This is a genomic window from Streptomyces sp. NPDC002324, assembly GCF_053593335.1.
The window spans coordinates 601,983-625,020 of the sequence record NZ_JBSFCF010000002.1; the positions used below are offsets into that span (position 1 = coordinate 601,983).

General features: G+C 73.2%; 22 protein-coding genes. 12 read left to right on the forward strand and 10 right to left on the reverse strand.

Translation table 11 applies throughout. From position 1 onward, the window contains the following. Window positions 1-84 precede the first annotated feature (84 nt). Complete coding sequence (locus ACWCRJ_RS05715; RefSeq protein ID WP_450938071.1) at window positions 85-1,440, reverse strand: M20/M25/M40 family metallo-hydrolase; 1,356 nt, start codon at window positions 1,438-1,440, stop codon at window positions 85-87. Window positions 1,441-1,622: 182 nt separating this feature from the next. Between ACWCRJ_RS05715 and ACWCRJ_RS05720 the strand changes: the two genes are divergently transcribed. After that, a complete protein-coding gene (locus ACWCRJ_RS05720) occupies window positions 1,623-2,837 on the forward strand; it encodes a geranylgeranyl reductase family protein (protein WP_450938072.1) in 1,215 nt (404 codons plus the stop codon). 64 nt (window positions 2,838-2,901) lie between these two features. Here ACWCRJ_RS05720 and ACWCRJ_RS05725 read toward each other — a convergent pair whose 3' ends face one another. Beyond that, window positions 2,902-3,354, reverse strand: coding sequence for a nitroreductase family deazaflavin-dependent oxidoreductase (locus ACWCRJ_RS05725; RefSeq protein WP_450938073.1), 453 nt, complete (start codon window positions 3,352-3,354; stop codon window positions 2,902-2,904). A 185-nt stretch (window positions 3,355-3,539) separates the two neighbouring features. On the opposite strand from ACWCRJ_RS05725, the gene ACWCRJ_RS05730 reads away from it, so the two are divergent. From ACWCRJ_RS05730 to ACWCRJ_RS05740, 3 genes are all read left to right on the forward strand, one after another. Further along, window positions 3,540-4,253 (forward strand): TetR/AcrR family transcriptional regulator, encoded by a 714-nt coding sequence (locus ACWCRJ_RS05730; protein ID WP_450938074.1) that lies wholly within the window; start codon window positions 3,540-3,542, stop codon window positions 4,251-4,253. Window positions 4,254-4,554: 301 nt separating this feature from the next. Further along, a complete protein-coding gene (locus ACWCRJ_RS05735) occupies window positions 4,555-5,655 on the forward strand; it encodes a sensor histidine kinase (protein WP_450938075.1) in 1,101 nt (366 codons plus the stop codon). Then, window positions 5,652-6,317, forward strand: coding sequence for a response regulator (locus ACWCRJ_RS05740; protein WP_450938076.1), 666 nt, complete (start codon window positions 5,652-5,654; stop codon window positions 6,315-6,317). Before ACWCRJ_RS05735 ends, ACWCRJ_RS05740 begins: the two co-directional genes overlap by 4 nt. Here ACWCRJ_RS05740 and ACWCRJ_RS05745 read toward each other — a convergent pair. From ACWCRJ_RS05745 to ACWCRJ_RS05765, 5 genes are all read right to left on the reverse strand, one after another. Further along, window positions 6,278-6,601 carry a DUF6332 family protein gene (locus tag ACWCRJ_RS05745; RefSeq protein ID WP_450938077.1) on the reverse strand — a complete coding sequence of 108 codons (324 nt, stop codon included), beginning with the start codon at window positions 6,599-6,601 and terminating at the stop codon, window positions 6,278-6,280. The two genes, ACWCRJ_RS05740 and ACWCRJ_RS05745, sit on opposite strands and share 40 nt — an antisense overlap. A gap of 63 nt (window positions 6,602-6,664) precedes the next feature. Beyond that, window positions 6,665-7,405, reverse strand: coding sequence for a maleylpyruvate isomerase family mycothiol-dependent enzyme (locus tag ACWCRJ_RS05750; protein WP_450938078.1), 741 nt, complete (start codon window positions 7,403-7,405; stop codon window positions 6,665-6,667). A gap of 65 nt (window positions 7,406-7,470) precedes the next feature. Next, complete coding sequence (gene tgmB / locus ACWCRJ_RS05755; protein ID WP_450938079.1) at window positions 7,471-8,505, reverse strand: ATP-grasp ribosomal peptide maturase; 1,035 nt, start codon at window positions 8,503-8,505, stop codon at window positions 7,471-7,473. 16 nt (window positions 8,506-8,521) lie between these two features. Next, window positions 8,522-8,713 (reverse strand): putative ATP-grasp-modified RiPP, encoded by a 192-nt coding sequence (tgmA, locus tag ACWCRJ_RS05760; protein WP_450938080.1) that lies wholly within the window; start codon window positions 8,711-8,713, stop codon window positions 8,522-8,524. A gap of 179 nt (window positions 8,714-8,892) precedes the next feature. Further along, window positions 8,893-10,107, reverse strand: coding sequence for an MFS transporter (locus ACWCRJ_RS05765; protein WP_450938081.1), 1,215 nt, complete (start codon window positions 10,105-10,107; stop codon window positions 8,893-8,895). Window positions 10,108-10,551: 444 nt separating this feature from the next. Between ACWCRJ_RS05765 and ACWCRJ_RS05770 the strand changes: the two genes are divergently transcribed. Genes ACWCRJ_RS05770 through ACWCRJ_RS05780 form a run of 3 tightly spaced genes read left to right on the forward strand, consistent with a single transcriptional unit; the run spans window position 10,552 to window position 13,226 of the window. Next, entirely contained in the window at window positions 10,552-10,668 is a 117-nt protein-coding gene (locus ACWCRJ_RS05770) for a putative leader peptide (RefSeq protein ID WP_371582610.1), read from the forward strand. A gap of 54 nt (window positions 10,669-10,722) precedes the next feature. Further along, the gene (locus ACWCRJ_RS05775) at window positions 10,723-11,829 is read left to right on the forward strand and encodes an LLM class flavin-dependent oxidoreductase (RefSeq protein ID WP_450938082.1); all 1,107 of its coding nucleotides are present in this window, start codon (window positions 10,723-10,725) and stop codon (window positions 11,827-11,829) included. Continuing rightward, window positions 11,826-13,226, forward strand: a complete 1,401-nt coding sequence (locus tag ACWCRJ_RS05780; RefSeq protein ID WP_450938083.1) for an NtaA/DmoA family FMN-dependent monooxygenase — start codon at window positions 11,826-11,828, stop codon at window positions 13,224-13,226. Before ACWCRJ_RS05775 ends, ACWCRJ_RS05780 begins: the two co-directional genes overlap by 4 nt. A gap of 336 nt (window positions 13,227-13,562) precedes the next feature. Here ACWCRJ_RS05780 and ACWCRJ_RS05785 read toward each other — a convergent pair whose 3' ends face one another. Continuing rightward, the gene (locus ACWCRJ_RS05785; protein WP_450938084.1) at window positions 13,563-15,824 is read right to left on the reverse strand and encodes a heavy metal translocating P-type ATPase; all 2,262 of its coding nucleotides are present in this window, start codon (window positions 15,822-15,824) and stop codon (window positions 13,563-13,565) included. Between the two features lie 177 nt (window positions 15,825-16,001). Between ACWCRJ_RS05785 and ACWCRJ_RS05790 the strand changes: the two genes are divergently transcribed. Then, the gene (locus tag ACWCRJ_RS05790) at window positions 16,002-16,988 is read left to right on the forward strand and encodes a hypothetical protein (RefSeq protein ID WP_450938085.1); all 987 of its coding nucleotides are present in this window, start codon (window positions 16,002-16,004) and stop codon (window positions 16,986-16,988) included. 228 nt (window positions 16,989-17,216) lie between these two features. Here ACWCRJ_RS05790 and ACWCRJ_RS05795 read toward each other — a convergent pair whose 3' ends face one another. Continuing rightward, window positions 17,217-17,996: a DeoR/GlpR family DNA-binding transcription regulator gene (locus ACWCRJ_RS05795; RefSeq protein ID WP_450938086.1), complete on the reverse strand. Its 780-nt coding sequence runs from the start codon at window positions 17,994-17,996 to the stop codon at window positions 17,217-17,219. Window positions 17,997-18,111: 115 nt separating this feature from the next. On the opposite strand from ACWCRJ_RS05795, the gene ACWCRJ_RS05800 reads away from it, so the two are divergent. The 3 genes from ACWCRJ_RS05800 to ACWCRJ_RS05810 all read left to right on the forward strand — a co-directional run bounded on the left by ACWCRJ_RS05800 (window position 18,112) and on the right by ACWCRJ_RS05810 (window position 20,860). Next, entirely contained in the window at window positions 18,112-19,002 is an 891-nt protein-coding gene (locus ACWCRJ_RS05800) for an SIS domain-containing protein (RefSeq protein WP_450938087.1), read from the forward strand. Between the two features lie 13 nt (window positions 19,003-19,015). Beyond that, window positions 19,016-19,888 carry a class II fructose-bisphosphate aldolase gene (locus ACWCRJ_RS05805; protein ID WP_450938088.1) on the forward strand — a complete coding sequence of 291 codons (873 nt, stop codon included), beginning with the start codon at window positions 19,016-19,018 and terminating at the stop codon, window positions 19,886-19,888. A gap of 174 nt (window positions 19,889-20,062) precedes the next feature. Continuing rightward, window positions 20,063-20,860, forward strand: coding sequence for a helix-turn-helix domain-containing protein (locus ACWCRJ_RS05810; protein WP_450938089.1), 798 nt, complete (start codon window positions 20,063-20,065; stop codon window positions 20,858-20,860). On the opposite strand, the gene ACWCRJ_RS05815 is transcribed toward ACWCRJ_RS05810, so the two are convergent. Then, window positions 20,847-22,007, reverse strand: coding sequence for a methyltransferase (locus tag ACWCRJ_RS05815; protein WP_450938090.1), 1,161 nt, complete (start codon window positions 22,005-22,007; stop codon window positions 20,847-20,849). The two genes, ACWCRJ_RS05810 and ACWCRJ_RS05815, sit on opposite strands and share 14 nt — an antisense overlap. 203 nt (window positions 22,008-22,210) lie before the next feature. Between ACWCRJ_RS05815 and ACWCRJ_RS05820 the strand changes: the two genes are divergently transcribed. After that, entirely contained in the window at window positions 22,211-22,777 is a 567-nt protein-coding gene (locus tag ACWCRJ_RS05820) for a hypothetical protein (protein ID WP_450938091.1), read from the forward strand. Window positions 22,778-23,038: the final 261 nt, after the last annotated feature.

Below are 23,038 nucleotides of genomic sequence, written 5' to 3' on the forward strand. Positions count from 1 at the left end.
GATGCGCCGCTGTCCGGGTCGTCGCGCGGAGGTCTCCGCGCCCCCGAAGGGCGCGGAGACGCACCGGCGCCGGATCCCGGCCGCTCAGTTCGCCGCGTAGTTGCGCAGGAACAGCGCCTCCGTCACGGCCATGCGCTCCAGCTCCTCGGGGGACACGCTCTCGTCGACCGCGTGGATCCGGGCTTCGGGCTCACTGAGGCCGATCAGGAGGATCTCGGCGTCGGGGTAGAGGCCGGCGAGGGTGTTGCACAGAGGGATGGAGCCGCCGTGGCCCGCGTACTGCATCTCCTGGCCCGGGTAGGCCTCGGCCATGGCCGAGGCCATCGCCTCGTACGCCGGGCTGGCGGTGTCGGCGCGGAACGGCTGGCCGTGGCCGATCGGTTCGCAGGTGACGCGGGCGCCCCACGGGGTGTGCGCCACCAGGTGTGCTTCGAGCAGCTTGATCGCCTGCCCGACGTCCACGCCCGGCGGGACGCGCAGACCGATCAGGGCGCGGGCGCTCGCCTGGATCGACGGGGTCGCGCCGACCACCGGCGGTACGTCGATGCCGAGCACGGTGGTGGACGGGCGAGCCCAGATGCGGTCGGCGACCGAGCCGGTGCCGACCAGCCGCACGCCGTCGAGCACCCGGGCGTCCTCGCGGAACCGCTCCTCGGGGTACCGCAGTCCGTCCCACGTGCCCTCGCCCGCGAGGCCGTCGACGGTCGTGGTGCCGTCCTCGGCGCGCAGCGAGTCGAGGACGCGGATCAGGGCGGCGAGCGCGTCGGGGGCCGCGCCGCCGAACTGGCCCGAGTGCAGGTTGCCCTCGAGGGCGTCGATCCGCACCCGCATCGCGATCATGCCGCGCAGGGAGGTGGTCACCGTCGGCAGTCCGACGCGGAAGTTGCCCGCGTCGCCGATGACGACGGTGTCGGCGGCGAGCAGTTCGGGGTGGGCCTCGGCGTACTGCTGGAGTCCGCCCGTGCCCATCTCCTCGGAGCCCTCGGCGATCACCTTGACGTGGACCGGCACCCCGCCGTTGGCCTTCAGCGCCCGCAGCGCGAGCAGGTGCATGATCACACCGCCCTTGCAGTCGGCGGCGCCCCGCCCGTACCAGCGGCCGTCGCGCTCGGTCAGCTCGAACGGCGGGGACTGCCAGGCGGCCTCGTCCAGCGGCGGCTGGACGTCGTAGTGGGCGTAGAGCAGCACGGTCTTCGCACCCTCGGGCCCCGGCAGGTAGCCGTACACGGACTGGGTGCCGTCGGGGGTGTCGAGCAGGGCGACGTCCTGGAAGCCCTCGGCGCGCAGCGCGTCGGCGACCCAGTTCGCGGCGCCCTCGCTCTCGCCGCGCGGGTACTGGTCGAAGTCCGCCACCGACTTGAAGGCCACCAGTTCGGCGAGCTCCTCCTTCGCCCGGGGAATCAGCGAGGCGACGGTCTCGGCGACCGGGTTCGACGGCATGGGCACGCTCCTCGTGGGTGCGACGTTGTCCTGGTGGGCATGTGGCTGCGTACGCGCTTGCCCGGAGTGTCGGTGTAGGGCGCACGCGCTGCCGATCCTCCCACAGCGGTCCTCGGCGTCACCCGCCGTAGGATGCGTGGGACAGGTGCGGCAGGCGGCTGGATCGGGAGCAGCAGACCATCGTGAGCAGCGAGAACTCTTCGGCGTCTTCGGCGGACGACGCGCAGCGGGTGTGGGACGTCGTCGTGGTGGGCGCGGGCCCCGCGGGGGCTTCGGCCGCCTACGCGGCGGCGGTCGCGGGACGCAGCGTCCTGTTGCTGGAGAAGGCGGAGCTGCCGCGGTACAAAACCTGCGGCGGCGGCATCATCGGCCCCTCGCGCGACGCGCTGCCGCCCGGTTTCGAGCTTCCCCTGAAGGACCGGGTGCACGCGGTCACCTTCTCCCTCGACGGACGGTACGCCCGGACGCGCAAGTCCAAGCAGATGCTGTTCGGCCTGATCAACCGGCCCGAGTTCGACCAGCAACTGGTCGAGCACGCCCAGAAGGCGGGCGCCGAACTGCGTACGGGTGTCACGGTCACCCGGGTCGAGCAGCACGGCTCGACCGTCCCGGACCGGCGGACGGTCGCGGTGGTGCTGCAGGGCGGCGAGACGCTGTTCGCGCGGGCCGTCGTCGGGGCGGACGGCAGCGCCAGCCGCATAGGGGCGCATGTCGGTGTCAAGCTCGAACAGGTCGACCTCGGCCTGGAGGCGGAGATCCCCGTTCCGGAGACCGTCGCCGAGGACTGGAAGGGGCGCGTCCTCATCGACTGGGGCCCGATGCCCGGCAGTTACGGGTGGGTCTTCCCCAAGGGCGACACGCTGACGGTGGGCGTGATCTCGGCGCGCGGTGAAGGCGCGGCCACCAAGCGGTATCTGGAGGACTTCATCGGGCGGCTCGGCCTCGCCGGCTTCGAACCGAGCGTCTCCTCCGGGCACCTGACGCGCTGCCGTGCCGACGACTCGCCGCTCTCGCGGGGGCGGGTGCTGGTCTGCGGGGACGCGGCCGGACTGCTGGAGCCGTGGACGCGGGAGGGCATCTCCTTCGCGCTGCGCTCGGGACGGCTCGCGGGGGAGTGGGCGGTACGGATCGCCGAGGCCCACGACGCGGTCGACACCCGCCGCCAGGCCCTCAACTACGCGTTCGCCGTGAAGGCGGGGCTCGGCGTCGAGATGAGCGTCGGCAAGCGGCTGCTGGTCGCCTTCGAGCGGCGGCCGGGTCTCTTCCACGCCGCGCTGACCGGGTTCCGGCCCGCCTGGCGGGCCTTCGTGGACATCACCCGCGGGTCGACCTCCCTGGGCGAGATCGTCCGCAACCGCCCGATCGCCCAGCGCGCGCTGACGGCGTTCGACAAGTAGGGCCCTGGGCTCGCGCGGTGGCCCGCCGGCACCCCGCGCGGTGGCCCACCGGCACCCCGCCCGGTCACCGCTGGACGGTGATCCGGAAGACGGGGTGCTTCGGCGCGGCGGCCAGCAGTTCCTCGTCGGTGGAGTCGGCGCTGACGCCGTCGAAGAACCGGCCCACCTCCCAGCCCCACTTCTTGAGGTAGGTGCGCAGGACGACGGGCTTCTCCTCGTCGGGCAGCTCGACCGCAGTGAACTCCTGCGTCCGGCGGCCCACCTGGAGCTGTCCGCCGCCGGCCGCCCGCATGTTGCGCACCCATTCGGAGTGGCCGCGCGCCGAGACCAGGTAGGGGCCGCCCTCGTACGGCAACGGGTTGACCGGGAGCCGGCGCCACTCGCCGCTCTTACGGCCGCGCACGGAGAGTTCGGCGGTGCCGAGGAGGCTGACGCCGCGGCGGGCGAGCCAGCCGATGAAGCCGTTGAGCGCGCGGTCGAAGGCATTGGTCCGGATGTAGTGGGTCGACGACGGCATGGGGGTCCTCCCGTGTTATGGAGAGCACTGCTCTCGCTTGAGAGCAGTGTGCACGAGATCGGCGCTCCATAGCAAGAGCGGTGCTCTCGTTTGTGTCGCCCGCTCACATACGTGAGCGCCGATCCAACATCGGAGCGGTGCTCTGAAACGTGTGCAGTGCTCCACCCTGTGGCACACTGCCTCACATGAGCACAGCACGAGGAGCCCGCGCCCGCGCCCGGATCGAGGTCACCGCCGCCATCAAGGACGAAGCGCGCAGACAGCTCGCCGCCGAGGGCGCCGCCAAGCTGTCCCTGCGCGCGGTGGCACGCGAACTCGGCATGGTCTCCTCCGCGCTGTACCGCTACTTCCCGAGCCGCGACGAGCTGCTCACTGCTCTGATCATCGACGCGTTCGACTCCGTGGGCGAGGCCGCCGAGACCGCGCACGCGCGGGCCGCCGCCGAGAGCCCGGCGGGGCAGTGGGTCGCGGTGTGCGAGGGGGTGCGGGAGTGGGCGCTGGCACGGCCGCACGAGTACGCGTTGATCTTCGGTTCGCCCGTGCCCGGCTACAAGGCGCCCGACGCGACCCTGCCGGCCGCCTCCCGGGTCGGGCAGTTGCTGATCCGGATCGTGCGGGACGCCTTTCGGGCCAAGGGTGTGGCCCAGTGGAAGCTGCCCGCCGAGCTGCGGCCCGAGGCGCGGCGGATCGCCGAGGAGTTCGCGCCCGACCTGCCGCCGGAGGTGATCACGGTGCTGGTCGGGGCGTGGGCGCAGCTGTTCGGGCTGATCAGCTTCGAGGTGTTCGGGCAGTTCAACCGGGTGGTGGAGGACCGGGAGGTGTTCTTCCGGCACGCGGCGGGCCAACTCGCCCACCACGTCGGCCTGGTGTTCCCGCAGTCCGAGGCACCGGCGCGCTGACGCCCCGGCCCGGGACCGGTGGGGCGTACTTCGCCGGGAGTACGGGTGATCACCTCGCTCGGGTGACGTCGTGCCGGGTGGGCGGCGTCTAGCGTGGCCGGCATGGCGGAGCAGAGTGCGCAGGCGGGCGGCCCCCCGACGCGGGGCGGGCCGCCGTGGCGGGGCGGGCCGCCGTGGCGGGGCGGGCCGCCGTGGCGGCGGTGGCACGGGGGGCGGGCCCCCGTGGTGGAACCGGCCGGAGGGCGACGCCGCGCGCCGGCGCCTGCCCTGGCGTTCCACGGCGGCGGTCGCCGTCCTCGTCATGGCCGGCTCGACAGCGGCCGCCGAGCTCCAGCGGGACGAGCGGGCCCCGCTCGACGTGTTCGCGCGGGCCCTGCTGCTCGGGGGCGTGCTCCTGCTGCTGGGCCGGTGGCGGTGGCCGGTGTTCGTCGCCTTCGGGACGGCGGCCACCGCCATGGTGTACCTGGGCGCCGGATATCCGTACGGGCCGGTGTTCCTCACCGTCGCCGTCGGCTGCTTCAGCGCGATCGTCGCCGGGCACCGCACGGCCGCCTGGACGGCGATGGGGGCGCTGTGGGTGGGGCATGTGCTGGTGGCGCACTGGCTGTTCCGATGGCTGCCGCCGAGCGGGGACGACGCCGCGAGCTGGGGGCAGGAGATCGTCGTCGTGGCCTGGGTCGTGGCGATCGTGGCGCTCTCGGAGCTGGCCCGGACCCGGCGCGAGCAGTGGGCCCGGGAGCGGGAGGAGCGTGCGCGGGCCGCGCGGACGCGGGTCGACGAGGAACGGCTGCGGATCGCCCGCGAACTGCACGACGTCCTCGCGCACAGCATCTCGGTGATCAACGTCCAGGCCGGCGTGGGTCTGGCGCTCCTGGACTCCGACCCGGAACAGGCGCGCGCCGCCCTCACCACCATCAAGGCCGCGGGCAAGGAGGCCCTCGGCGAGGTCCGCCAGGTCCTCGACACCCTCCGGACGCCCGGCGACGCCCCGCGCGCCCCGGCCCCGGGCCTCGACCGTCTCCCCGAACTCGTCGAGCAGGCGGCGGGCGCGGGCCTGGCCGTAGAGATCGAGGGCGCGGCGCCGGAGCTGTCGCCGGGCACCGATCTCGCCGCGTTCCGCATCGTCCAGGAGGCCCTCACCAACGTCGTACGGCACTCGGGATCACGGCGGGCGCGCCTGCGCATCGAGCACGGCGGCGGAGAACTGCGGCTGCGGATCGACGACGACGGGCCCGCGACCGGCACCGACGTGGGCGGCGGCGGCAACGGACTCGTGGGAATGCGGGAGCGGGCCGCCGGGCTCGGTGGCACGATCGAGGCGGGGCCGCGTCCCGACGGAGGGTTCCGGGTGCTCGCCGTACTGCCGCTGCGGGTGTCCCGCGAGGTCGAGGAGGACCGGTGATCCGCGTACTGCTGGCCGACGACCAGGCCCTGGTGCGGGCCGGGTTCAGGGCCCTGCTCGACGCACAGCCCGACATCGAGGTGGCCGGGGAGGCCGCCGACGGCGCGCAGACGCTGCGCGGGGTGCGTCAACTCCTGCCCGACGTGGTCCTGATGGACATCCGGATGCCCGTGCTCGACGGGCTCGCCGCGACCCGGCGCATCACCGGCGACCCGGAACTCGCCCATGTCAGGGTCGTCATGCTGACCACCTTCGAGCTCGACGAGTACGTGTTCGAGGCGATCCGTTCCGGTGCGTCGGGTTTCCTCGTCAAGGACACCGAGCCGGATGAACTCCTGCGCGCGGTACGGGCGGTGGTGGAGGGGGACGCGCTGCTGTCGCCGGGGGTGACCCGGAGGCTGATCGCCGAGTTCGCGGCCCGTTCCAAGCAGCCGGCGGCCGTCGCCTCCCTCGCCGGACTCACCGAGCGGGAGCGGGAGGTGATGGCCCTGGTCGGCATGGGACTGACCAATGACGAGATCGCCCGGCGTCTGGTCGTCAGCCCGCTGACCGCCAAGACGCATGTGAGCCGGACGATGGTGAAGCTGGGCGCCCGCGACCGCGCCCAACTCGTCGTCCTGGCCTACGAGTCGGGGTTGGTGCGGCCGGGCTGGCTGGGCTGAGCGGGGAGTCGTGCGTCGAGGGGGCCGACGGCCTGCCGGCGCCGTCGCGTGGCGTGGCGGAAGCGGGTCAGCACGATCGTGACGACCGCGACGAACACCACCACGCTCACCGTCAGCGCGAGGGGGCCGAGCAGGCTCCACCGGTCGCGCAGGGAGCCGAAGACATGCGGCAGGAACTCCGTCACGCCGAAGAAGGCCGCGCCCGCCAGCACCGCCCCCGCGCAGAACGCGAAGACCATCTCCGTGGTCATCGCGTCCCGTTCGGCCTGCGTTCGTCTCCCCATGAGCCGAGTGTGGTGGCGGCGGGCCCGGCCGACAAGGCGGCGGGCGCACCCGCCGGGCCGGGATCAGTCGATACCCGAGGTTTCCCGCCACAGCCGCGCGAGCGCGGGGTCGCCGGTGACGGAGGGGAGGGCGAGCCGGTTCCACAGGGACAGGTACAGGTGGGGCGCCGGGCCCGCGATCTCGCAGTCGGCGTCACCCGCCCCCGTCGCTTCCGCGCGCCGCGCCACGGGCGGCTCCGAGGACAGCCGTACGGTCCAGACGGCGTCCGTGTCGGTGGCCCGCACCCGCAGGACGCGCGGCGCCGAGGTGCGCGCCACGCTTCTGCCGCGGGCGTGGAAGCCGAGCAGCAGTTCGTCGATGCCGTCCACGGCGAAGTCCACGGTGGGCAGGCCGAGTTCGCCGCCCAGAGCGGACTCGGCGTCGGCACGGTGCACGGCGGTCTCGTGGGCCTGCCGGCGCGCCCAGAAGGCCCGCGGGGAGGGCGCGGGCAGAAAACCCCAGCAGTCGGCGTCGGCGGGCGTGGTGCGCAGCGTCTCTACGAGGCGACGGTGCCCCTCCTCGAACCAGGTCAGCAGAGGGGCACCGTCCAGCTCCGGGCCGTCGGTGAGGGGCCGGGGCGACGGGTGCCGGTCGACGAGGAACGCCGTGGCCCAGCGGTGCACGGCCCCCGTGTGGCGGACCAGATCCCGCACCCGCCACTCGGGGCAGGTCGGCACCTCGGCGTCCGTACCGGCCTTCCGGGCGGCCGTGGCGAGACGTCGGCCCTCTTCGTCCAGGGCCCTGATGTGTTCGGCGGTCTCCATGGGGCGAGTCTGCCGGACGACCACACGCGCGAGGCGCCCGCCCCGGCCGGGGCGGGCGCCTCGGTTCAGCTACGGGTCGGCCGGGACGTCAGGTCGTCCGGGACGTATCCGGAGTGTCCGGGTGCCGCCCGGATCCGGTCGTCGCGGCGCGCTCCCGCCCCCGGTTCCTCCCGCGCCAGCCATTCGGCGACGCTGTGGGCGATCGGCTGGCCGGTGTCCATCTCCACGAACCCGAACTGGCCGGACTGGTTGCACTCCAGGAACCACCAGATTCCGTCCGCGTCCTCCGCGAAGTCGAAGGCCCCGTAGGCGAGTTCGGCGTCACGCAGGTAGGCCCGTACGGCCGTGGCGGTGCGCGCCGGGACCTCGGCCGGCTGCCAGGGCGCGGTGGAGGGGGCGAAGCGGACGTCCACCTCGTCGGGGTGCGCGTCCGGGGCGACCGTCTTGCGGGCGGCCAGCATGCGGTCGCCGACGACGGTGAGCCGGATGTCGGCGGTCTTGGCGATCCGGCGCTGCAGCAACGTCGGGCCGAACGCGACGGCGGTGAAGTCCGTGCCGGGCGCGACACGGCTGGTGGGGACCGTACTGGCGGGCGCCTGCGGGTGGGTGCCGGAGACGGGCTTCACCACCAGGTCCGGGAAGCGTTCGGCGAAGTCACGGGCGGCCTGCGGGAACGTGGTGATCAGCGTGGCCGGCACGGGGAGCCCGCAGCGCTGCGCGTGCCGGAGCTGCCACGGCTTGTGGCGGGCTCTGCGGGCCGCGTCCGGGTCGTTCATCCAGCGGGCGCCCGTGCCGCGCAGCATGCCGTACAGGGCCTGCGAGGACTCCTCGGTGAGCCAGGGGGACGGCTCGGCGACCCCGGCGGCGGGAACGCCCGGCCGGCGCAGCCAGACGGACCGCAGCCCGGTCATGCTCACCAGGCGCCCGCCGACGGACAGTTGCCCGCGGAACGAGCCGTGCACGTACTCGCCGGAGAGCGCCACCGCGCCGGGCAGGTCGGCGGGGTCGAGCCGGACCACCGGCACGCCGGTCCTGTTGAGGCGAGCCACGACCAGATCCGCCGTCACATCCTGTTCGCAGGTGAGGATCAATACCGTCATTGTCGCGAATCCGCGTTCAGTCGTCGAAATGGGTCTTCGATCCCGCCGTGGAGGTGGTCGCCCCCAATTCCCGCATCAAGCCCTGGTCATGTGCGGCTATCCGCCCGTCGGCGAGCACGTTCAACTGCAGCCCGGAGTCGTAGGTGTACGGAGCGCTGAACTCCAACTGCTCAGCGTTGCGAGCATAGTTGAGCACGAACAGTCGCATCGTTTCTCCTTGTTCGGGACCATCCGGAAAAGCGGATGGTGACGCTCCGGCCGCTCTCTGTTCGGCCGGGTCGCAGTGCCTCCAGGGAGTTATACGAATCGAACGACTGAATGGTTGCCTCGTGTTCTCGGAGGGCTGACTTCATGCACCGCGCGGTGTCACGAGGCAACGGTGAGTGGTCATTTCGCGGCCGAGTGGCGGGTGTTGAACGCGATGGCGGAGGCGAACGCGGCGAGTACCGCGACGCTCGTGAGCGCGGCGGGCAGGGAGAACCATTCGGCCATGAAACCGATCGCGGGCGGGCCGAGGAGCATGCCGAGATACCCGAGGGTGGAGGCCGTGGCGACTCCGCCGGGACCGGCCAGCGCGCCGGCGCGTTCGATGGCGACGGGGAAGATGTTGGCGAGGCCCAGACCGGTGACGGCGAAGCCGAGCAGGGTCGCCCACACGGCCGGTGCGAGGGAGCCGAGCAGCATGCCGGCCGTCGCGGTCGCGCCACCGGCCACGAGCACCGTGGTCCGGCCCAGGCGTTCCAGGAGGGTCGTCCCGGTGAGCCGGCCGATCGTCATGGCCAGCGCGAAGCACGAGTAGCCGATCGCCGCGACCCCGGGCGAGGCGTCCAGATCCGCCTCCAGGTGCAGGGCGCCCCAGTCGGCGAGCGCCCCCTCGCCGTAGGCCGTGCACCCGGCGATCAGGCCGAGGACGACGACCGGGCCGCGCGTACGGCGGTCGGGGCGGCCCGCGCCGGGTGAGTCGTAGGGCTCGGCCTCGCGGGACGCCTGCCCGGGGGTGCGAGCCGGCGGCGCCGGGGGCGTGTGGCGCAGCAGGGTGGGCGCGGCGACGGCGGTGACCAGCAGACCGGCCACGGTGATGCTGAGCAGATGACCGGTGGGCGACAGGGAGCCCGCGACCAGGCTGCCGAGCCCCGCCCCGAACATGCCGCCGAGGCTGAACGCGGCGTGGAAACTGGGCATGACGGGCCGCCCCAGCGCGGCCACCAGATCCACGGCGGCGCTGTTGAAGGCCACGTTGATCCCGCCGAAGGCCGCGCCGAAGACCAGCAGTACCGCGCCCAGGGCGAGCGCCGAGTGGGTGAGCGGGGGCAGGGCCACGCTGAGGGACAGCAGGACGGCACAGGCGACCGTCACCCGGTGGCTGCCGAAGCGGCGGCAGAGCCGGCCGGTGAGCATCATCGTGATCACCGCTCCTGCGGACACGCCGAGCAGCGCCAGCCCCAGCGCGCCGGGCGACGCGCCCGTCTGCTCCTTGATCGCGGGGATTCTGACCACCCAGCCGGCGAAGACGAAGCCGTCGAGGGCGAAGAAGGCGGTGATGGCGATGCGGAGGGTGCGGAGGTCGCGGAGGCGCGCGAGGTCGCTGTCGTGACCCGGCACGGCACCGTGCGTTCGGGTTTTGTTTATTCGCGGCACAAAATGAGGCTAAGTGGGGGCCGGGGTTGGGGCAAGGTGTGCCGGGTCGCGGCGCCTTTGCCTGGGGTGGGGGAGTCTCCGGACCCGGGCGCGGTGAGAGTGGGGGCGCGCCGGGATGGAAGGCCGTACCGCCGCACGAACATGCGCGCCCGCGCCTCGGCGCGGGGAGCGGCGGGGGCGCGCTCCGGGCGGCTCGATCCGCCCGGCCGCGCGGGCCCGACGAGCGTACGGCTCGGACGACCCCGGCCGCGGCGGGCCCACCCCGCTGCCTTGAGGGCGACACCCAAGGCCGCCGTCCCGGCCTTCGTGTGCGCTCATTTCACATGCGCGTACAACTAATGTCCTTGACACCTTCCCGGGCCGACGGCATAGGTTGAAGCGGTAACCACTGGACGGGTGGAGGCCCTGATGCGCGTACGTGACGCGGCACCGCACGGTGCCGGCGCGGGTACGTGGCTGATCACCCGGCGGCATGTCGACTACTGCCGTACCGCCTCCGCCGTCTGTCCTTCCGCACGCGTCTGACTCCCGTCGGCCATCGGGCCGGCCGTCTCGTCGTGCCCTCGGAAGGAACACCCCATGTCCGGCCCCGCCCTGCGCCTCGCCGTCGAACTCGACGGCGACGGCTCCCATCCCGCGGCCTGGCGCCGCGCCGCGCACTCTCCCGACCATCTGCTGACCCCGCGCCGGGTGGCCCGTGTCGCCGCCGCGGCGGAGAACGCCGGGTTCACCCTCCTCACCCTCGACGACGGGGCCCTCCCGCCCGCCGCCGCCCCCGACACGGTCGGCCGGATCGGCGCGGTGGAGCGGGCCGCGTTCATCGCCGCCTCCACGAGCGTCGTCGGTGTCGCGCCGGTCGTGGCCCTCACATACGCCGAACCGTTCCACGTCTCCAGCCAGTTGGCGTCCCTCGACCACGTCTCCGTCGGGCGCGCCGGGTGGGTGGTCGGCGAGGAGACGCGACCCGAGGCGGCACGCGCCTGGGGCCGCCCCCTCGTCGACGGGGCCGCCGCCCGGGCCCGCGAATCCCGTGACGGCGTCGAGGCGGTACGCGCGCTGTGGGACTCGTGGGAGGACGACGCCGTCATCCGTTCCGTGGCCACCAGCCGGTATCTCGACCGCGACCGGCTCCACTACGTCGACTTCACCGGCGACACCTTCACGGTGAAGGGACCGGCGATCGTGCCGCGTCCCCCGCAGGGGCAGGTCGTCGTGCTCGGCCGGCCCGGCACGGTGCCCGCCGAGCAGCTCGACGTGGCTCTCGTGTCGGGCCGTGACCTCGGCGCCGTCTCCACGGCCGCCGCCGGCGCCGGGACGCCCCGGACCTTCGCCGAGATCGAGGTCGCCCTCGACACCGCGCACGCCACGGCCGAGGAACGCGTCGCCGACCTCGAACAGCACGCGCCCTGGACCGATCGCGGACGGCTGCGCCACATCGGCTCCGCCGCCGGACTCGCCGCGCTGCTGGAGCGGCTGCGGGGCGTCGTGGACGGCGTACGACTGCGTCCGCTGGTGCTGGACGAGGACATTCCGGAGCTGTCCCGGCTGGTACTGCCTCACCTCTTCGAACGGCGGTACGCGGTCCGTCCGTTGCCCGGCGCCTCCCTGCGCACCCACCTGGGCCTGGAGCGGCCCGCCAACCGCTACGCCACCACGGCGGTCCAGGCCGGGGAGGGGACCCGATGACCCGCACCGATGCGCTCGACGTCCCCCGCCCCGACGCGCGGTTGCACCTCGGGGTCTTCTTCCAGGGCGTCAACCACTGGACCATCTGGTCGGACCCGGCCAGCGGCAGCCAGATCGATCCGGCCAGCTTCCGGCAGGTGGCCCGGACCGCCGAACGGGGCCTGTTCGACGCCTTCTTCCTCGGAGAGGGGCTGCGGCTGCGCGAGGTCGACGGGAGGATCCATGATCTCGACGTCGCGGGGCGCCCGGACGCCATCACCCAGCTCGCCGCCCTGGCCGCCGTCACCGACCGGATCGGTCTGGTCTCCACCTCCAACACCACCTTCAACGAGGCCCCCGACCTCGCCCGTCGGCTGTCCGGCCTCGACCTCCTCTCCGAGGGCCGCGCCGGCTGGAACGTGGTGACCACGGACAACGCCTGGACCGGGGAGAACTTCCGCCGCGGCGGCTACCTCGACCACGCCGACCGGTACACGCGCGCCGAGGAGTTCCTCACCGTGGCGCGCGCCCTCTGGGACGGCTGGAAGGACGGTGCCGTCTCCGGCTCGCCCCGTGCCTCAGCTTGGGCGGCGCCCGGATCCGTCCGCCAGGTGCGCCACCGGGGGCCGCAGTTCGACGTGGACCTCGCGCCCACCCTGCCGCGCTCCCCGCAGGGCCACCCGGTGATCTTCCAGGCCGGCGACTCGGGTGAGGGCCGGGACTTCGCCGCCCGCAACGCCGATGTCATCTTCTCCGCGCACGGCAACGACTTCGACGACGCGCTGGCCTTCGCCGAGGACGTCCGACGCCGTCTGGTGGCCGCCGGCCGGCCCGGGGACGACCTGCGCATCCTCCCCGGTACGGAGATCATCATCGGGGCCACGGAGGAGGAGGCACAGGAGAAGAAGCGCTGGATCCGCCTCCAACAGGTCACCCCCGCGACCGCGTTGGGCATCGCGGGGCTCCTGTGGAACCGCGACCTGTCCGACCGTGACGCCGACGGGCCGCTGCCGAAGGAGGATCCGGTCATCGCCGAGAACGACGGTTCCTTCGGTGCCCGCCGTATCGCCGACCCGCGCGAGGTGGTCGCCGAGTGGCGCGAGAAGGCCGAGGCGGGCGGCTGGTCGCTGCGTGAGACCGTCATCGCCCTCGGCCCGCAGCGCGGCCACGTCGGCACTCCGTCGGGCCTCGCGGACCGGTTCGCCCACTGGGTACGGCACGGCGCGGTCGACGGTTTCAACGTCACGCCGTACCTGATCCCCGACGGCCTCGACGACATCGTCGACCTGCTCGTCCCCGAACTGCAGGAGCGCGGCGTCTACCGGACCGCCTACACGGGGACCACGCTGCGTGACCATCTGGGCCTGCGTGGACCTCTCACCCACCGCTCCACGACGGCCGGTCGGCGCGTGGGCTGATCCGTCCCGGGCGACCGGCCGCGTCGAATCCCTCATCGCCGCCATTCGCCGCGACGACGGAATGCGCGCGTCCGGAGAGGGAATGCGGTGGGCCGGGCTCCGGACGGGTGAAAGGAGTCCGTGGGCGGCGTTGTCCGTGGGCAAAGAAGTCCGTGGGCAAAGGACTCTCGTCCCGCCCGGCCCCGTGCCGGTCGATCGAACCAGGAATTCGACACCATTTCCGCCGCGTGCGGCGACATCGCGTCGCGAATCGCCATCCTCCTGGGCCCGTCAAGGCATTTTCGCTCGCGGCCGCCGGAGCACGAGACAACTGTCCTTATGCATAAGGCGTGTTGCCTAGCCGGCCGCTCGGAACGTCCGCAGTCGCAGGGAGTTTCCCACGACGAAGACCGAGGAGAAGGCCATGGCGGCCCCGGCGAACATCGGGTTCAACAGCCCGGCCGCGGCGAGCGGCAGGGCGGCCACGTTGTAGGCGAAGGCCCAGAACAGGTTGGTCCGGATGGTGCCGAGCGTGCGGCGGGCGAGGCGGATGGCGTCGGCCGCCGCACGCAGATCGCCTCGTACGAGGGTCAGGTCGCCGGCCTCGATCGCGGCGTCGGTGCCCGTGCCCATCGCCAGCCCGAGGTCGGCCCGGGCGAGTGCGGCCGCGTCGTTGACGCCGTCGCCGACCATCGCCACCGAACGGCCCTGGCCCTGCAGGCGCTTGACGACGTCGACCTTGTCCTGCGGCAGCACCTCCGCGATCACGTCCTCGTCGGCGATACCGACCTCGCGGGCGACGGACTCGGCCACGGCCCGGTTGTCGCCGGTCAGCAGGATCGGCCTGAGGCCTAGCGCGCGCAGCCGGGTGATCGCCTCCGCGCTGGTCTCCTTCACCGCGTCGGCGACTTCGAGGACCGCGCGGGCCTCACCGTCCCAGGCGGCCACGACGGCCGTACGCCCGGACGCCTCGACCTGTGCCCGAGCCCGTGCCAGGGTGTCGGGCAGTTCCATGGCCCAGTCGGCGAGAAGCCGCTCACGGCCGACGAGGACCGCGTGGCCGTCGACGATCCCTTGCACACCGAGGCCGGGTACGTTCGCGAAGTCCTCCGGCGCGGGCAGTGAGCCGATCCGGGTCAGCGCCGCCTCTGCGACGGCACGGGCCACCGGGTGTTCGGAGGCGTGTTCCAACGCGCCCGCCAGCCGCAGGACTTCGGCCTCGTCGGTGCCGTCGGAGGGGTGCACGGCCAGCAGGGTCATGCGGCCGGTGGTGACGGTGCCGGTCTTGTCGAGGACGACGGTGTCGACCGCGCGCGTGGACTCCAGCACCTCGGGCCCCTTGATCAGGATGCCCAGTTGGGCGCCGCGCCCGGTCCCGACCAGCAGCGCGGTCGGCGTGGCGAGCCCCAGGGCGCAGGGGCAGGCGATGATCAGTACGGCGACGGCGGCGGTGAAGGCGGCCGTGAGCCCGGCGCCGTCGCCGAGCCAGAAACCGGCGGTGCCCAGGGCGAGGGCGATCACGACCGGTACGAAGACGGCGGAGATCCGGTCCGCGAGCCGCTGGGCCGAGGCCTTCCCGTTCTGCGCGTCCTCCACCAGCTTCGCCATCCGGGCCAGTCGGGTGTCGGCGCCGACCCGGCCGGCCTCGACGACGAGACGGCCGCCGGCGTTGACGGTGGCACCGGTGACCGGGTCACCGGCCACGACCTCCACGGGCACGGACTCACCGGTCAGCAGGGACGCGTCCACCGCGGACGAACCCTCCACCACCGTCCCGTCGGTGGCGATCTTCTCGCCGGGGCGCACGAGGAAGCGGTCGCCGACGGTCAACTCGGCTACAGGGACCGTCCGTTCGCCGCCGTCGGGAGTGAGGACGGTGACCTCCTTCGCGCCCAGCTCCAGCAGGGCCCGCAGGGCCGCGCCGGCCTTCCGCTTGGAGCGGGCCTCGAAGTAGCGTCCGGCGAGGAGGAAGGCGGTCACCCCGGCCGCGGCCTCCAGATAGATGCTCCCGGCGCCGTCACCCCGGACGATGGTCAGCTCGAAGGGGTGTGTCATGCCCGGCGTGCCCGCCGTCCCGAAGAACAGCGCCCACAGTGACCAGCCGAACGCGGCCAGGGTGCCGAGGGAGATCAGCGTGTCCATGGTGGCGGCACCGTGCCGGGCGTTCGTCCACGCCGCGCGGTGGAAGGGCCACCCGGCGTACGTCACCACGGGGGCCGCGAGGGTCAGGGACAGCCACTGCCAGTACGCGAACTGCAGCGCGGGAATCATGGCCATCGCGATGACGGGGACGGCGAGGACCACCGCCGTGACCAGCCGCTGCCGGAGCGGCAGCAACTCGTCGTCCTCCGCCTCTACGGCGCTCCCGGGCTCGGCCCGCGGGGCCGGCGCGGGCTCCCGTGCCGTGTACCCCGTCGCCTCGACGGTGGCGATCAGGTCCCGCACCGAGACGTCGTCCGCGTAGCTGACCTTCGCCTTCTCGGTGGCGTAGTTGACCGTGGCCGTGACGCCGTCCATGCGGTTCAGCTTCTTCTCGACGCGGGCAGCGCAGGAGGCACAGGTCATGCCGCCGATGGTCAGCTCCACCTCGGCGGCGGCCCCGGTCCTGGTGATGGTCATGGCTGCTCCTCGTACCGCTGGGCGGCTTGTGGATCATATACGGGGTGGGGGTATTCTGTGCGCCGTCCTTGTATACCCCTGGAGGGTATGGATGGCAAGTCGCTCCCGCCGCTTGACTTGATACCCCCCAGGGGTATCGTGAACTGTGTGAAGACCCGCCCCTCGAAGGAGACGGCCATGAACACCGGACTGAGGATCACCGCGTTCGCCGCCGCGCTGGCCGCCACGTTCGGCACCGCCTACGGCGTGGGCAGGGGTGTCGACCGTGTCGTCCCGGACGCCGCGGAGGGCGCCGGGAGCCATGAGAGCGCGCCCGGCCGCCACGGCGGTCACACCGAGCAGTCGCCGGGGCCCGGAAAGGGCGGGGGCGGCGACGCCCCGGCCGCGGCCGGCGGACTGCAGATCTCCGCGGGGGGCCACACCCTCGACCTGCGGACGCCCGGCGTCACCGCCGGGCAGCGCACCGACCTGCGGTTCGTGGTCCGGGACAAGCACGGCCGCGCCGTCACCGCCTACCAGCGCGAGCATGACAAGGAACTCCACCTCATCGTCGCCTCACGCGACCTGGTCACCTACCGCCATCTGCACCCCACCCGCGCGACCGACGGCACCTGGAGCACCCCCGTCGACCTGCCCGAGGCGGGCGGCTACCGGGTGTTCGCCGACTTCACCCCGGCCGGCAAGGGCGCCGCGAACCTCACGCTCGGCGCCGACCTCGCCGTCTCGGGCGCCTACAAGCCGCACAAGCTGCCCGCGCCGAGCGACACCGCCGAGGTCAACGGCTACGAGGTCGAGCTGGACGGCGGCCTGCGCCCGGGCGCCGCGAGCGAACTCAGGCTCAAGATCTCCCGCGACGGCAGGCCCGTCACCGACCTCCAGCCCTACCTCGGCGCCTACGGCCACCTGGTCGCCCTGCGCTCCGGCGACCTCGCCTACCTGCATGTGCACCCGGGCGGCGAGCCCGGCGACGGCACCACCGCACCCGGCCCGGACGTGTCCTTCACCGCCACCGCGCCGAGCGCCGGCGCCTACCGCCTGTTCCTCGACTTCAAGCACGAGGGAAAGGTCCACACGGCGGCGTTCACGGTCCGCACGGGTGCCGCTGACGTGCCCGAGGAGACACCCGAGGAGACGCCCGAAAGTACGGCCGACCACTCCCACTGAGCAGCGGTGACCCAGGCCTTTCGTCACCCGCTCCGCATGGACGCACGAGGGGGCGTCGATCGGCATCGCCCTCGTCCTCACGACCCTGAAGCGGGCGGAATGCCGGCGCCCTGGCTGCGGGGCCGACGCAGGGCGCCGGCCACCTGACCGGCAAGGCGCGGCGACCCCCTGCCACCCGACCGGCCCGACCCCCGGCGGGCCCCAGGATCCTTGCCTCAGCCCCCGGACTCACGCGATGACGACCCGCACCCCGGCCTCCTCGAACCGCCGGACCGTCTCCGGTGCCGCCCCCGTGTCCGTGACCAGCGTGTTCACCGACTCGGTCGCGCAGATCCAGGCGAAGGCCCGGCGCCCCAGCTTGCTGGAGTCGGCCGCGACGACGACCCGTTCGGCACGCTCGCAGAGCAGCCGGTTGACGGCGGCCTCCGCCTCGTCGTGCGCGGCGGCACCGTGGACGACGTCCAGGGCGACCACGCCGAGGACCGTCACGTCCAGGGTGATCCGGTCGAGCACACCGTCGGCGAGCGGGCCGACGAGTTCGTACGACTGGGCGCGGGCCACCCCGCCCGTCACCACGATCTTGAACTGCGGCCGCACGGCCAGCTCGCCCGCGATGTTGAGCGCGTTGGTGACGACGGTCAGGGCGGGCACGCCGGACGACAGATCTCCCCGTACGGCCAGGGCCCGAGCGACCTCGGTGGTGGTCGTGCCGCCGGTCAGGCCCACCGCCTCGCCGGGGGCGACGAGGTCCGCCACCGCGTTCGCGATCCGCTGTTTCTCCGTGGCCCGACGCGCCGTCTTGTAGCGCAGCGGCAGCTCGTACGAGACGCCGTGCACGACCGCTCCGCCCCGGGTGCGGACCAGCATCTGCTGCTCCGCGAGCCCGTCGAAGTCGCGCCGGATCGTCGCGGGGGACACGCCCAGCTCGGCGGCGGCCTCCTCGACGTCCAACCGCCCCCGCTCGACGAGCAGTTCGAGTAGCGTCCGCCAGCGGGCGTCGCGGGACATGGGGTCTCCTCCTGCTGCTGCTCCTGGTGCCATCTCTTGCTTGAAGATGCTTGAAAGTCGACTATATCGTGCAGGAACACGCATCGACCGGATGCCTTCTGGGGAGGCTGACCGCATGACCCACGTCGAGGACGAGCTGAACAGCCAGCCCGAGTGCTGGGCCCGCGTCGCCGCCGAGGCGGTGGAACACGCCGGGGTCCTGTCGGCGCCCGGCGAGCGGGTGGCGATCGTCGGCTGCGGGACGTCGTACTTCATGGCCCAGGCCGCCGCCCGCCTGCGTGAGCGGGCCGGGCAGGGGGAGACGGACGCCTTCGCCGCCTCGGAGTTCCCCCGGGGGCGGACCTACGACCGCGTCGTCGCCCTCACCCGCTCCGGCACCACCACCGAGGTGCTGGACCTGCTGGGTGTGCTGCGGGGTCGTACCCGTACGACCGCGATCACCGCCGACCCGGCCACCCCGGTGATGGCGGCCGCGGACGACGTCGTGGTCCTCGGCTTCGCCGACGAGAAGTCCGTCGTCCAGACCCGTTTCGCCACGACCGCCCTCACCCTCCTGCGCGCCCACCTCGGCCTGCACCCCGAGGCGGCCGTCGCCGACGCGCGCGCCGCGCTGGCGGCACCGCTGCCCGAAGGGCTCGTCGCCGCCACCCAGTTCACCTTTCTGGGCCGGGGGTGGACCGTGGGCCTCGCGAACGAGGCGGCGCTGAAAATGCGTGAGGCCGCGCTGGCGTGGAGCGAGGCGTATCCGGCGATGGAGTACCGGCACGGCCCGATCAGCGTCACCACGCGGTCCACGGCGACCTGGATGTTCGGCGAGGCGCCCGAGGGGCTCGCCGAACAGGTGCGGGCGACCGGCGGGACCTGGGTGCCGGGCGGGCTGGACCCGCTCGCCGAACTGGTCCGTGCCCAGCGGCTCGCCGTCGCCGTGGCCGCCGCCCGCGGCCTCGACCCCGACCGGCCGCGCCATCTCACGCGCTCGGTGATCCTCGACCCGAACGACCGCTGAAACAGGAGGAGTCGTGCCCCTCACGACGACCGGTGCACTGATCACCGGGGCCGCCGCCACGCACGTCGCGGTGGCCTCGTTCAACGTCATCACCCTGGAGCACGTCGAGGCGGTCGTCGCGGGCGCCGAGACCGCCGCCGCGCCCGTCGTCCTCCAGGTCAGCGAGAACGCGGTCAGGTTCCACGACGGCGACCTCCTCCCGCTGGCCCGCGCCGCTTCCGCCGCCGCCGAGCGGGCGGCCGTGCCCGTCGCGCTCCACCTCGACCACGTCCGGAGCAAGGACCTGCTGCGCCGGGCGGCGGATGCCGGCTTCAGCTCCGTGATGTACGACGCGTCGCGCCTGCCCTACCTCGACAACCTGGCCGCGACCCACGCCGCCGTGCAGTGGGCGCACGTCCAAGGGCTGTGGATCGAGGCGGAGTTGGGGCAGGTGGGCGGCAAGAACGGCGCGGCGCCGCTCGACGCGCACGCACCCGGAGCCCGTACCGACCCCGACGAGGCGCGGGCCTTCGTTGCCGACTCGGGCGTGGACGCGCTCGCCGTCGCCATCGGCAGCTCGCACGCGATGACCACCCGCACCGCGGCCCTCGACCACGTCCTCCTGCGACGGCTGGCCGGCGCCCTCGACGTTCCCCTCGTCCTGCACGGCTCCTCCGGCGTCCCGGACGACGAACTGCGCCGGGCCGTCGCGGGAGGCATCGCCAAGGTCAACATCGGCACCGCGCTCAACATCGCCCTGACCGGCGCGATCCGGGAGTACCTCGACGCCCGCCCCGAGGCGGTGGACCCGCGCCCGTACCTCACCGCGGGCCGCGCGGCGATGGCGGACACGGTGGCCCGCCTCATCCGCGTCCTGCGCACGGAAGAGGCCGTCCCCTCCGCGTAGCCGTCCCCTCCGCGTAGCCGTCCCGCACGCGCCGGGCGGCGCGAGCCCGCGGGGGTCCGTACGGGCGCCTTCCGGACAGCCCGCACGTGTCCGTTCCGCAGGGGAATGCGACCGTCCCGCGAAGTGTGGCGCCCGGGAGCCGAATGTGACGCCCGTCACTGGTATTTTCCGGTCATGCGGGAGACGGAGATCCACCTCGGTGAGCCGCCGGTCGTCGCCCTCATCGGTGTCGGCGTGCACGGCGTCGCGAGCCGCACGGACGTGTTCCGGCTGCCGGAGCTGTGGCAGCTGCACCTCTACCAGTACGAAGGGGAACTGACCGTCGACGGCACGGTCCACACCATCCGCCCCGGCCGGGTCAGCCTCGTACCGCCCGGCACCACGGTCCGCTATCGCTACCGGGGCCGCTCCGAACACCTCTTCGCCCATCTGCGCATCACCCCCGCCGGACCGCCCCGCACGGTACCGGTTGTGCAGGACGCCGGCCCCGAACTCCCGGTGCTCACCGGCCTGTTGCTACGGGCGGTGGCCGCGGCCCCGAGCGAGCCGGACCGTACCCGGGCCGAGATCTGGACCACCCTGTGGCGCGTCGCCACACTGACCCCGCCCGCCGCGCCGGGCCCCGGCCCGCACCCGGCGGTCACCGCCGCCATCGCCCACATCGAGGCCCACCTGGCCGCGCCGCTCACCATCCCCGAGGTGGCCCGGGCGGCCGGGGTCTCCCACAACCACCTGACCCGCCTCTTCCGCGCCGAGACCGGCGGTACGGTCGTCGCCTACATCCGCCGCCGCAGACTCGAACGCGCCCACCATCTGCTGCGCGCCACGACCCTCTCCATCCCCGCCGTGGCCGCCTCCGTCGGCATCCCCGACCTTCAGGCCTTCAACAAGGCCTGCCGCCGGGAGCTGGGCGCCTCACCGCGCGCCCTGCGAGGAGTCCCTTCGCCGGCAGGGACCGCTAGCCCCGCCTGACCGCCTTCAGCACCACGAACTTGGCGTCACCGGCGACGACTTCACTGTTGCCGAAGATCCGTCGCAGCGTCACGTGATAGCCCAGATGGCGGTTGCCGACCACCCACAGCTCACCGCCCGGCCGCAGCGCCCGCCGCGCCCCGGCGAACATCCGCCGGGCCGTGGCGTCGGTCGTCGCCTGGTGGGAGTGGAAGGGCGGGTTGTTGAGGACGAGATCGACGCTTCCCGGTGGGAACTCCTCCAGCCCGTCGCCGACCCGGAACTCGGCCCTGTCGTCCGCGCCGGGCCGGTTCGCGCGGTACGTGGCCTCCGCCGAGGCCACCGCCTGGTACGACTCGTCGACGAACACCACCTCGGCGCCCGGATCGGCCATGGCGACCGCCGTGCCGACCACACCGTTGCCGCACCCCAGGTCCACGACCCGGCCGCCGCCGGGGTCCTTCGGCAGGTGCCGCAGGAAGAACCGGGTGCCGATGTCGAGCCGGTCGGCGCAGAACACACCCGCGTGGTTGACGACCGTCCGCCCGGCCAGCACACCGACGTCGTCCGGCAGTCGATAGGTGTACGGCCACGGATCGCCGCCCCGAGCCGCGAGCACGCCCTTGTCCGGGGTGCAGAAGATCAGCCGTGCCTTCTGCCGGGCCAGCGAGGTGCGGGTGGGGCCGAGGATCCGCTCGAAGAGGCGGAGCGTGGAGGTGTGGATCTCCTTGACCATCCCGGTGCCGATCACGACCGTGCCCTCGTGCACGGCGGGCGCCAGCCGGTGCAGCTGGTCCTCCAGGAGCGCGAGGCTCTTGGGGATCCGGACGAGCAGCACGTCGACGCGGTCCGGAGGCGTGTCCCGGGTGGTGAGCAGCCGCACGGCGTCCGCCCCGACGCCACCGCGCTCCAGATTCGCCCGCGTCGCCTCCCGGCTCAGGTACGAGTCGGTGATCTGCGTCGGCCCGTACCGCCCCAGTGCCGTGGTCAGCGCACCCCAGCGGTCCCCGACGACCACGACCGCCCCGTCCAGCGGCGTCCCGCTCTCCGCGAGATGGCGCAGCAGATACGCGTCGGACGCGTCCCAGGCGCGCAGCGGCTCCCGGGGGTCCTCGGGAAAACGGGTCAGGGTGTACTCGCCCCAGGGCGCGGTCATACGGTCGCTCATCGTGCGCCCAGGCTAACCGAGCCACGGCTCGCGCCTCTGCCCCACCGACGGTGACTTCGGGTCCCGTGGGCCCCACCCGAAATCACCCTCGAAATCCCTGGTGGACAGGGCCGCCACGCCTGTTACTCTTCGGCGTCTTGTCGCACACGCGTGCGCACACACCACACCACTCGTTGCAGCAGTTCCATTGGGGGAATCCTGTCATGACCCAGTCAGCGCCATCGCCGTCCGACGGCAACCCTTACGCCCAGCAGCCGTCCGACGGCAACCCCTACGCCCAACAGCCCAACGGGGGCAACCCGTTCGCCCAGCAGCCCGGTTCCGCCCTGCCTCCTCAGGCCCCGTTCGCACCCGCGCCGGCGCCGGCCCGCAACAACTTCGCCCTGGGCCTGGTCGTGGCTGTTGTCACGGCGCTGGTCACCGCTGGTGTCTACGGCGCGATCGTCGGCGCGACCGAGTACGAGATCGGCTACGCAGCCGTCGGCGTCGGCTTCCTCATCGGCTTCGCGGCGGGCAAGATCGGTGGCACCAACCCGGTCCTGCCCGTGGTCAGCGCCCTGCTGTCGCTGGGCGCGGTCTACCTCGGCCAGCTCATCGGCATGGCGATGATCGGCGCCGACGAGCTCGGCGTCTCCGCGACCACACTCTTCACCGAGCACTTCGACGTGCTGACCGAGGGCTGGAGCGAGACGGCCGACGCGATGACCTTCCTCTTCCTCGCCATCGGCGCGTTCGCCGCGTTCTCCGGCGCGAAGAAGGCCGCCCGGTAGTGACGGCGGCGCCGCGTGCGCACGCGACCTCCGCATGAGCATGCGCAGTGCGCGAAGGGGCCCTCCGTCTCCCCGTGACGCTGTCGGGCATTCCGGGCACTGCCGCTTGCCGCTTCGTCCCGCTGGTCATCCAGCGGGACGAACCGCTTTCAGGCCGAGGCGGGGGTCTGCGTAGAGGTTGGAGCGTCACAATGACGTGTTCTCGAAGGCGCCCGGGGTCTCGCCGAGCACCTCCCGACCGACATCGCACCGCCGGATCCA

Coding starts and splice junctions, on each gene's coding strand:
- ACWCRJ_RS05715 (WP_450938071.1), bottom strand. CDS start 1,440: ATGCCGTCGAACCCGGTCGCCGAGACCGTCGCCTCGCTGATTCCCCGG.
- ACWCRJ_RS05725 (WP_450938073.1), bottom strand. CDS start 3,354: ATGCCGTCGTCGACCCACTACATCCGGACCAATGCCTTCGACCGCGCG.
- ACWCRJ_RS05730 (WP_450938074.1), top strand. CDS start 3,540: ATGAGCACAGCACGAGGAGCCCGCGCCCGCGCCCGGATCGAGGTCACC.
- ACWCRJ_RS05735 (WP_450938075.1), top strand. CDS start 4,555: ATGGCCGGCTCGACAGCGGCCGCCGAGCTCCAGCGGGACGAGCGGGCC.
- ACWCRJ_RS05745 (WP_450938077.1), bottom strand. CDS start 6,601: ATGGGGAGACGAACGCAGGCCGAACGGGACGCGATGACCACGGAGATG.
- ACWCRJ_RS05750 (WP_450938078.1), bottom strand. CDS start 7,405: ATGGAGACCGCCGAACACATCAGGGCCCTGGACGAAGAGGGCCGACGT.
- tgmB (WP_450938079.1), bottom strand. CDS start 8,505: ATGACGGTATTGATCCTCACCTGCGAACAGGATGTGACGGCGGATCTG.
- tgmA (WP_450938080.1), bottom strand. CDS start 8,713: ATGCGACTGTTCGTGCTCAACTATGCTCGCAACGCTGAGCAGTTGGAG.
- ACWCRJ_RS05770 (WP_371582610.1), top strand. CDS start 10,552: ATGCGCGTACGTGACGCGGCACCGCACGGTGCCGGCGCGGGTACGTGG.
- ACWCRJ_RS05775 (WP_450938082.1), top strand. CDS start 10,723: ATGTCCGGCCCCGCCCTGCGCCTCGCCGTCGAACTCGACGGCGACGGC.
- ACWCRJ_RS05780 (WP_450938083.1), top strand. CDS start 11,826: ATGACCCGCACCGATGCGCTCGACGTCCCCCGCCCCGACGCGCGGTTG.
- ACWCRJ_RS05785 (WP_450938084.1), bottom strand. CDS start 15,824: ATGACCATCACCAGGACCGGGGCCGCCGCCGAGGTGGAGCTGACCATC.
- ACWCRJ_RS05790 (WP_450938085.1), top strand. CDS start 16,002: ATGAACACCGGACTGAGGATCACCGCGTTCGCCGCCGCGCTGGCCGCC.
- ACWCRJ_RS05795 (WP_450938086.1), bottom strand. CDS start 17,996: ATGTCCCGCGACGCCCGCTGGCGGACGCTACTCGAACTGCTCGTCGAG.
- ACWCRJ_RS05800 (WP_450938087.1), top strand. CDS start 18,112: ATGACCCACGTCGAGGACGAGCTGAACAGCCAGCCCGAGTGCTGGGCC.
- ACWCRJ_RS05810 (WP_450938089.1), top strand. CDS start 20,063: ATGCGGGAGACGGAGATCCACCTCGGTGAGCCGCCGGTCGTCGCCCTC.
- ACWCRJ_RS05815 (WP_450938090.1), bottom strand. CDS start 22,007: ATGAGCGACCGTATGACCGCGCCCTGGGGCGAGTACACCCTGACCCGT.
- ACWCRJ_RS05820 (WP_450938091.1), top strand. CDS start 22,211: ATGACCCAGTCAGCGCCATCGCCGTCCGACGGCAACCCTTACGCCCAG.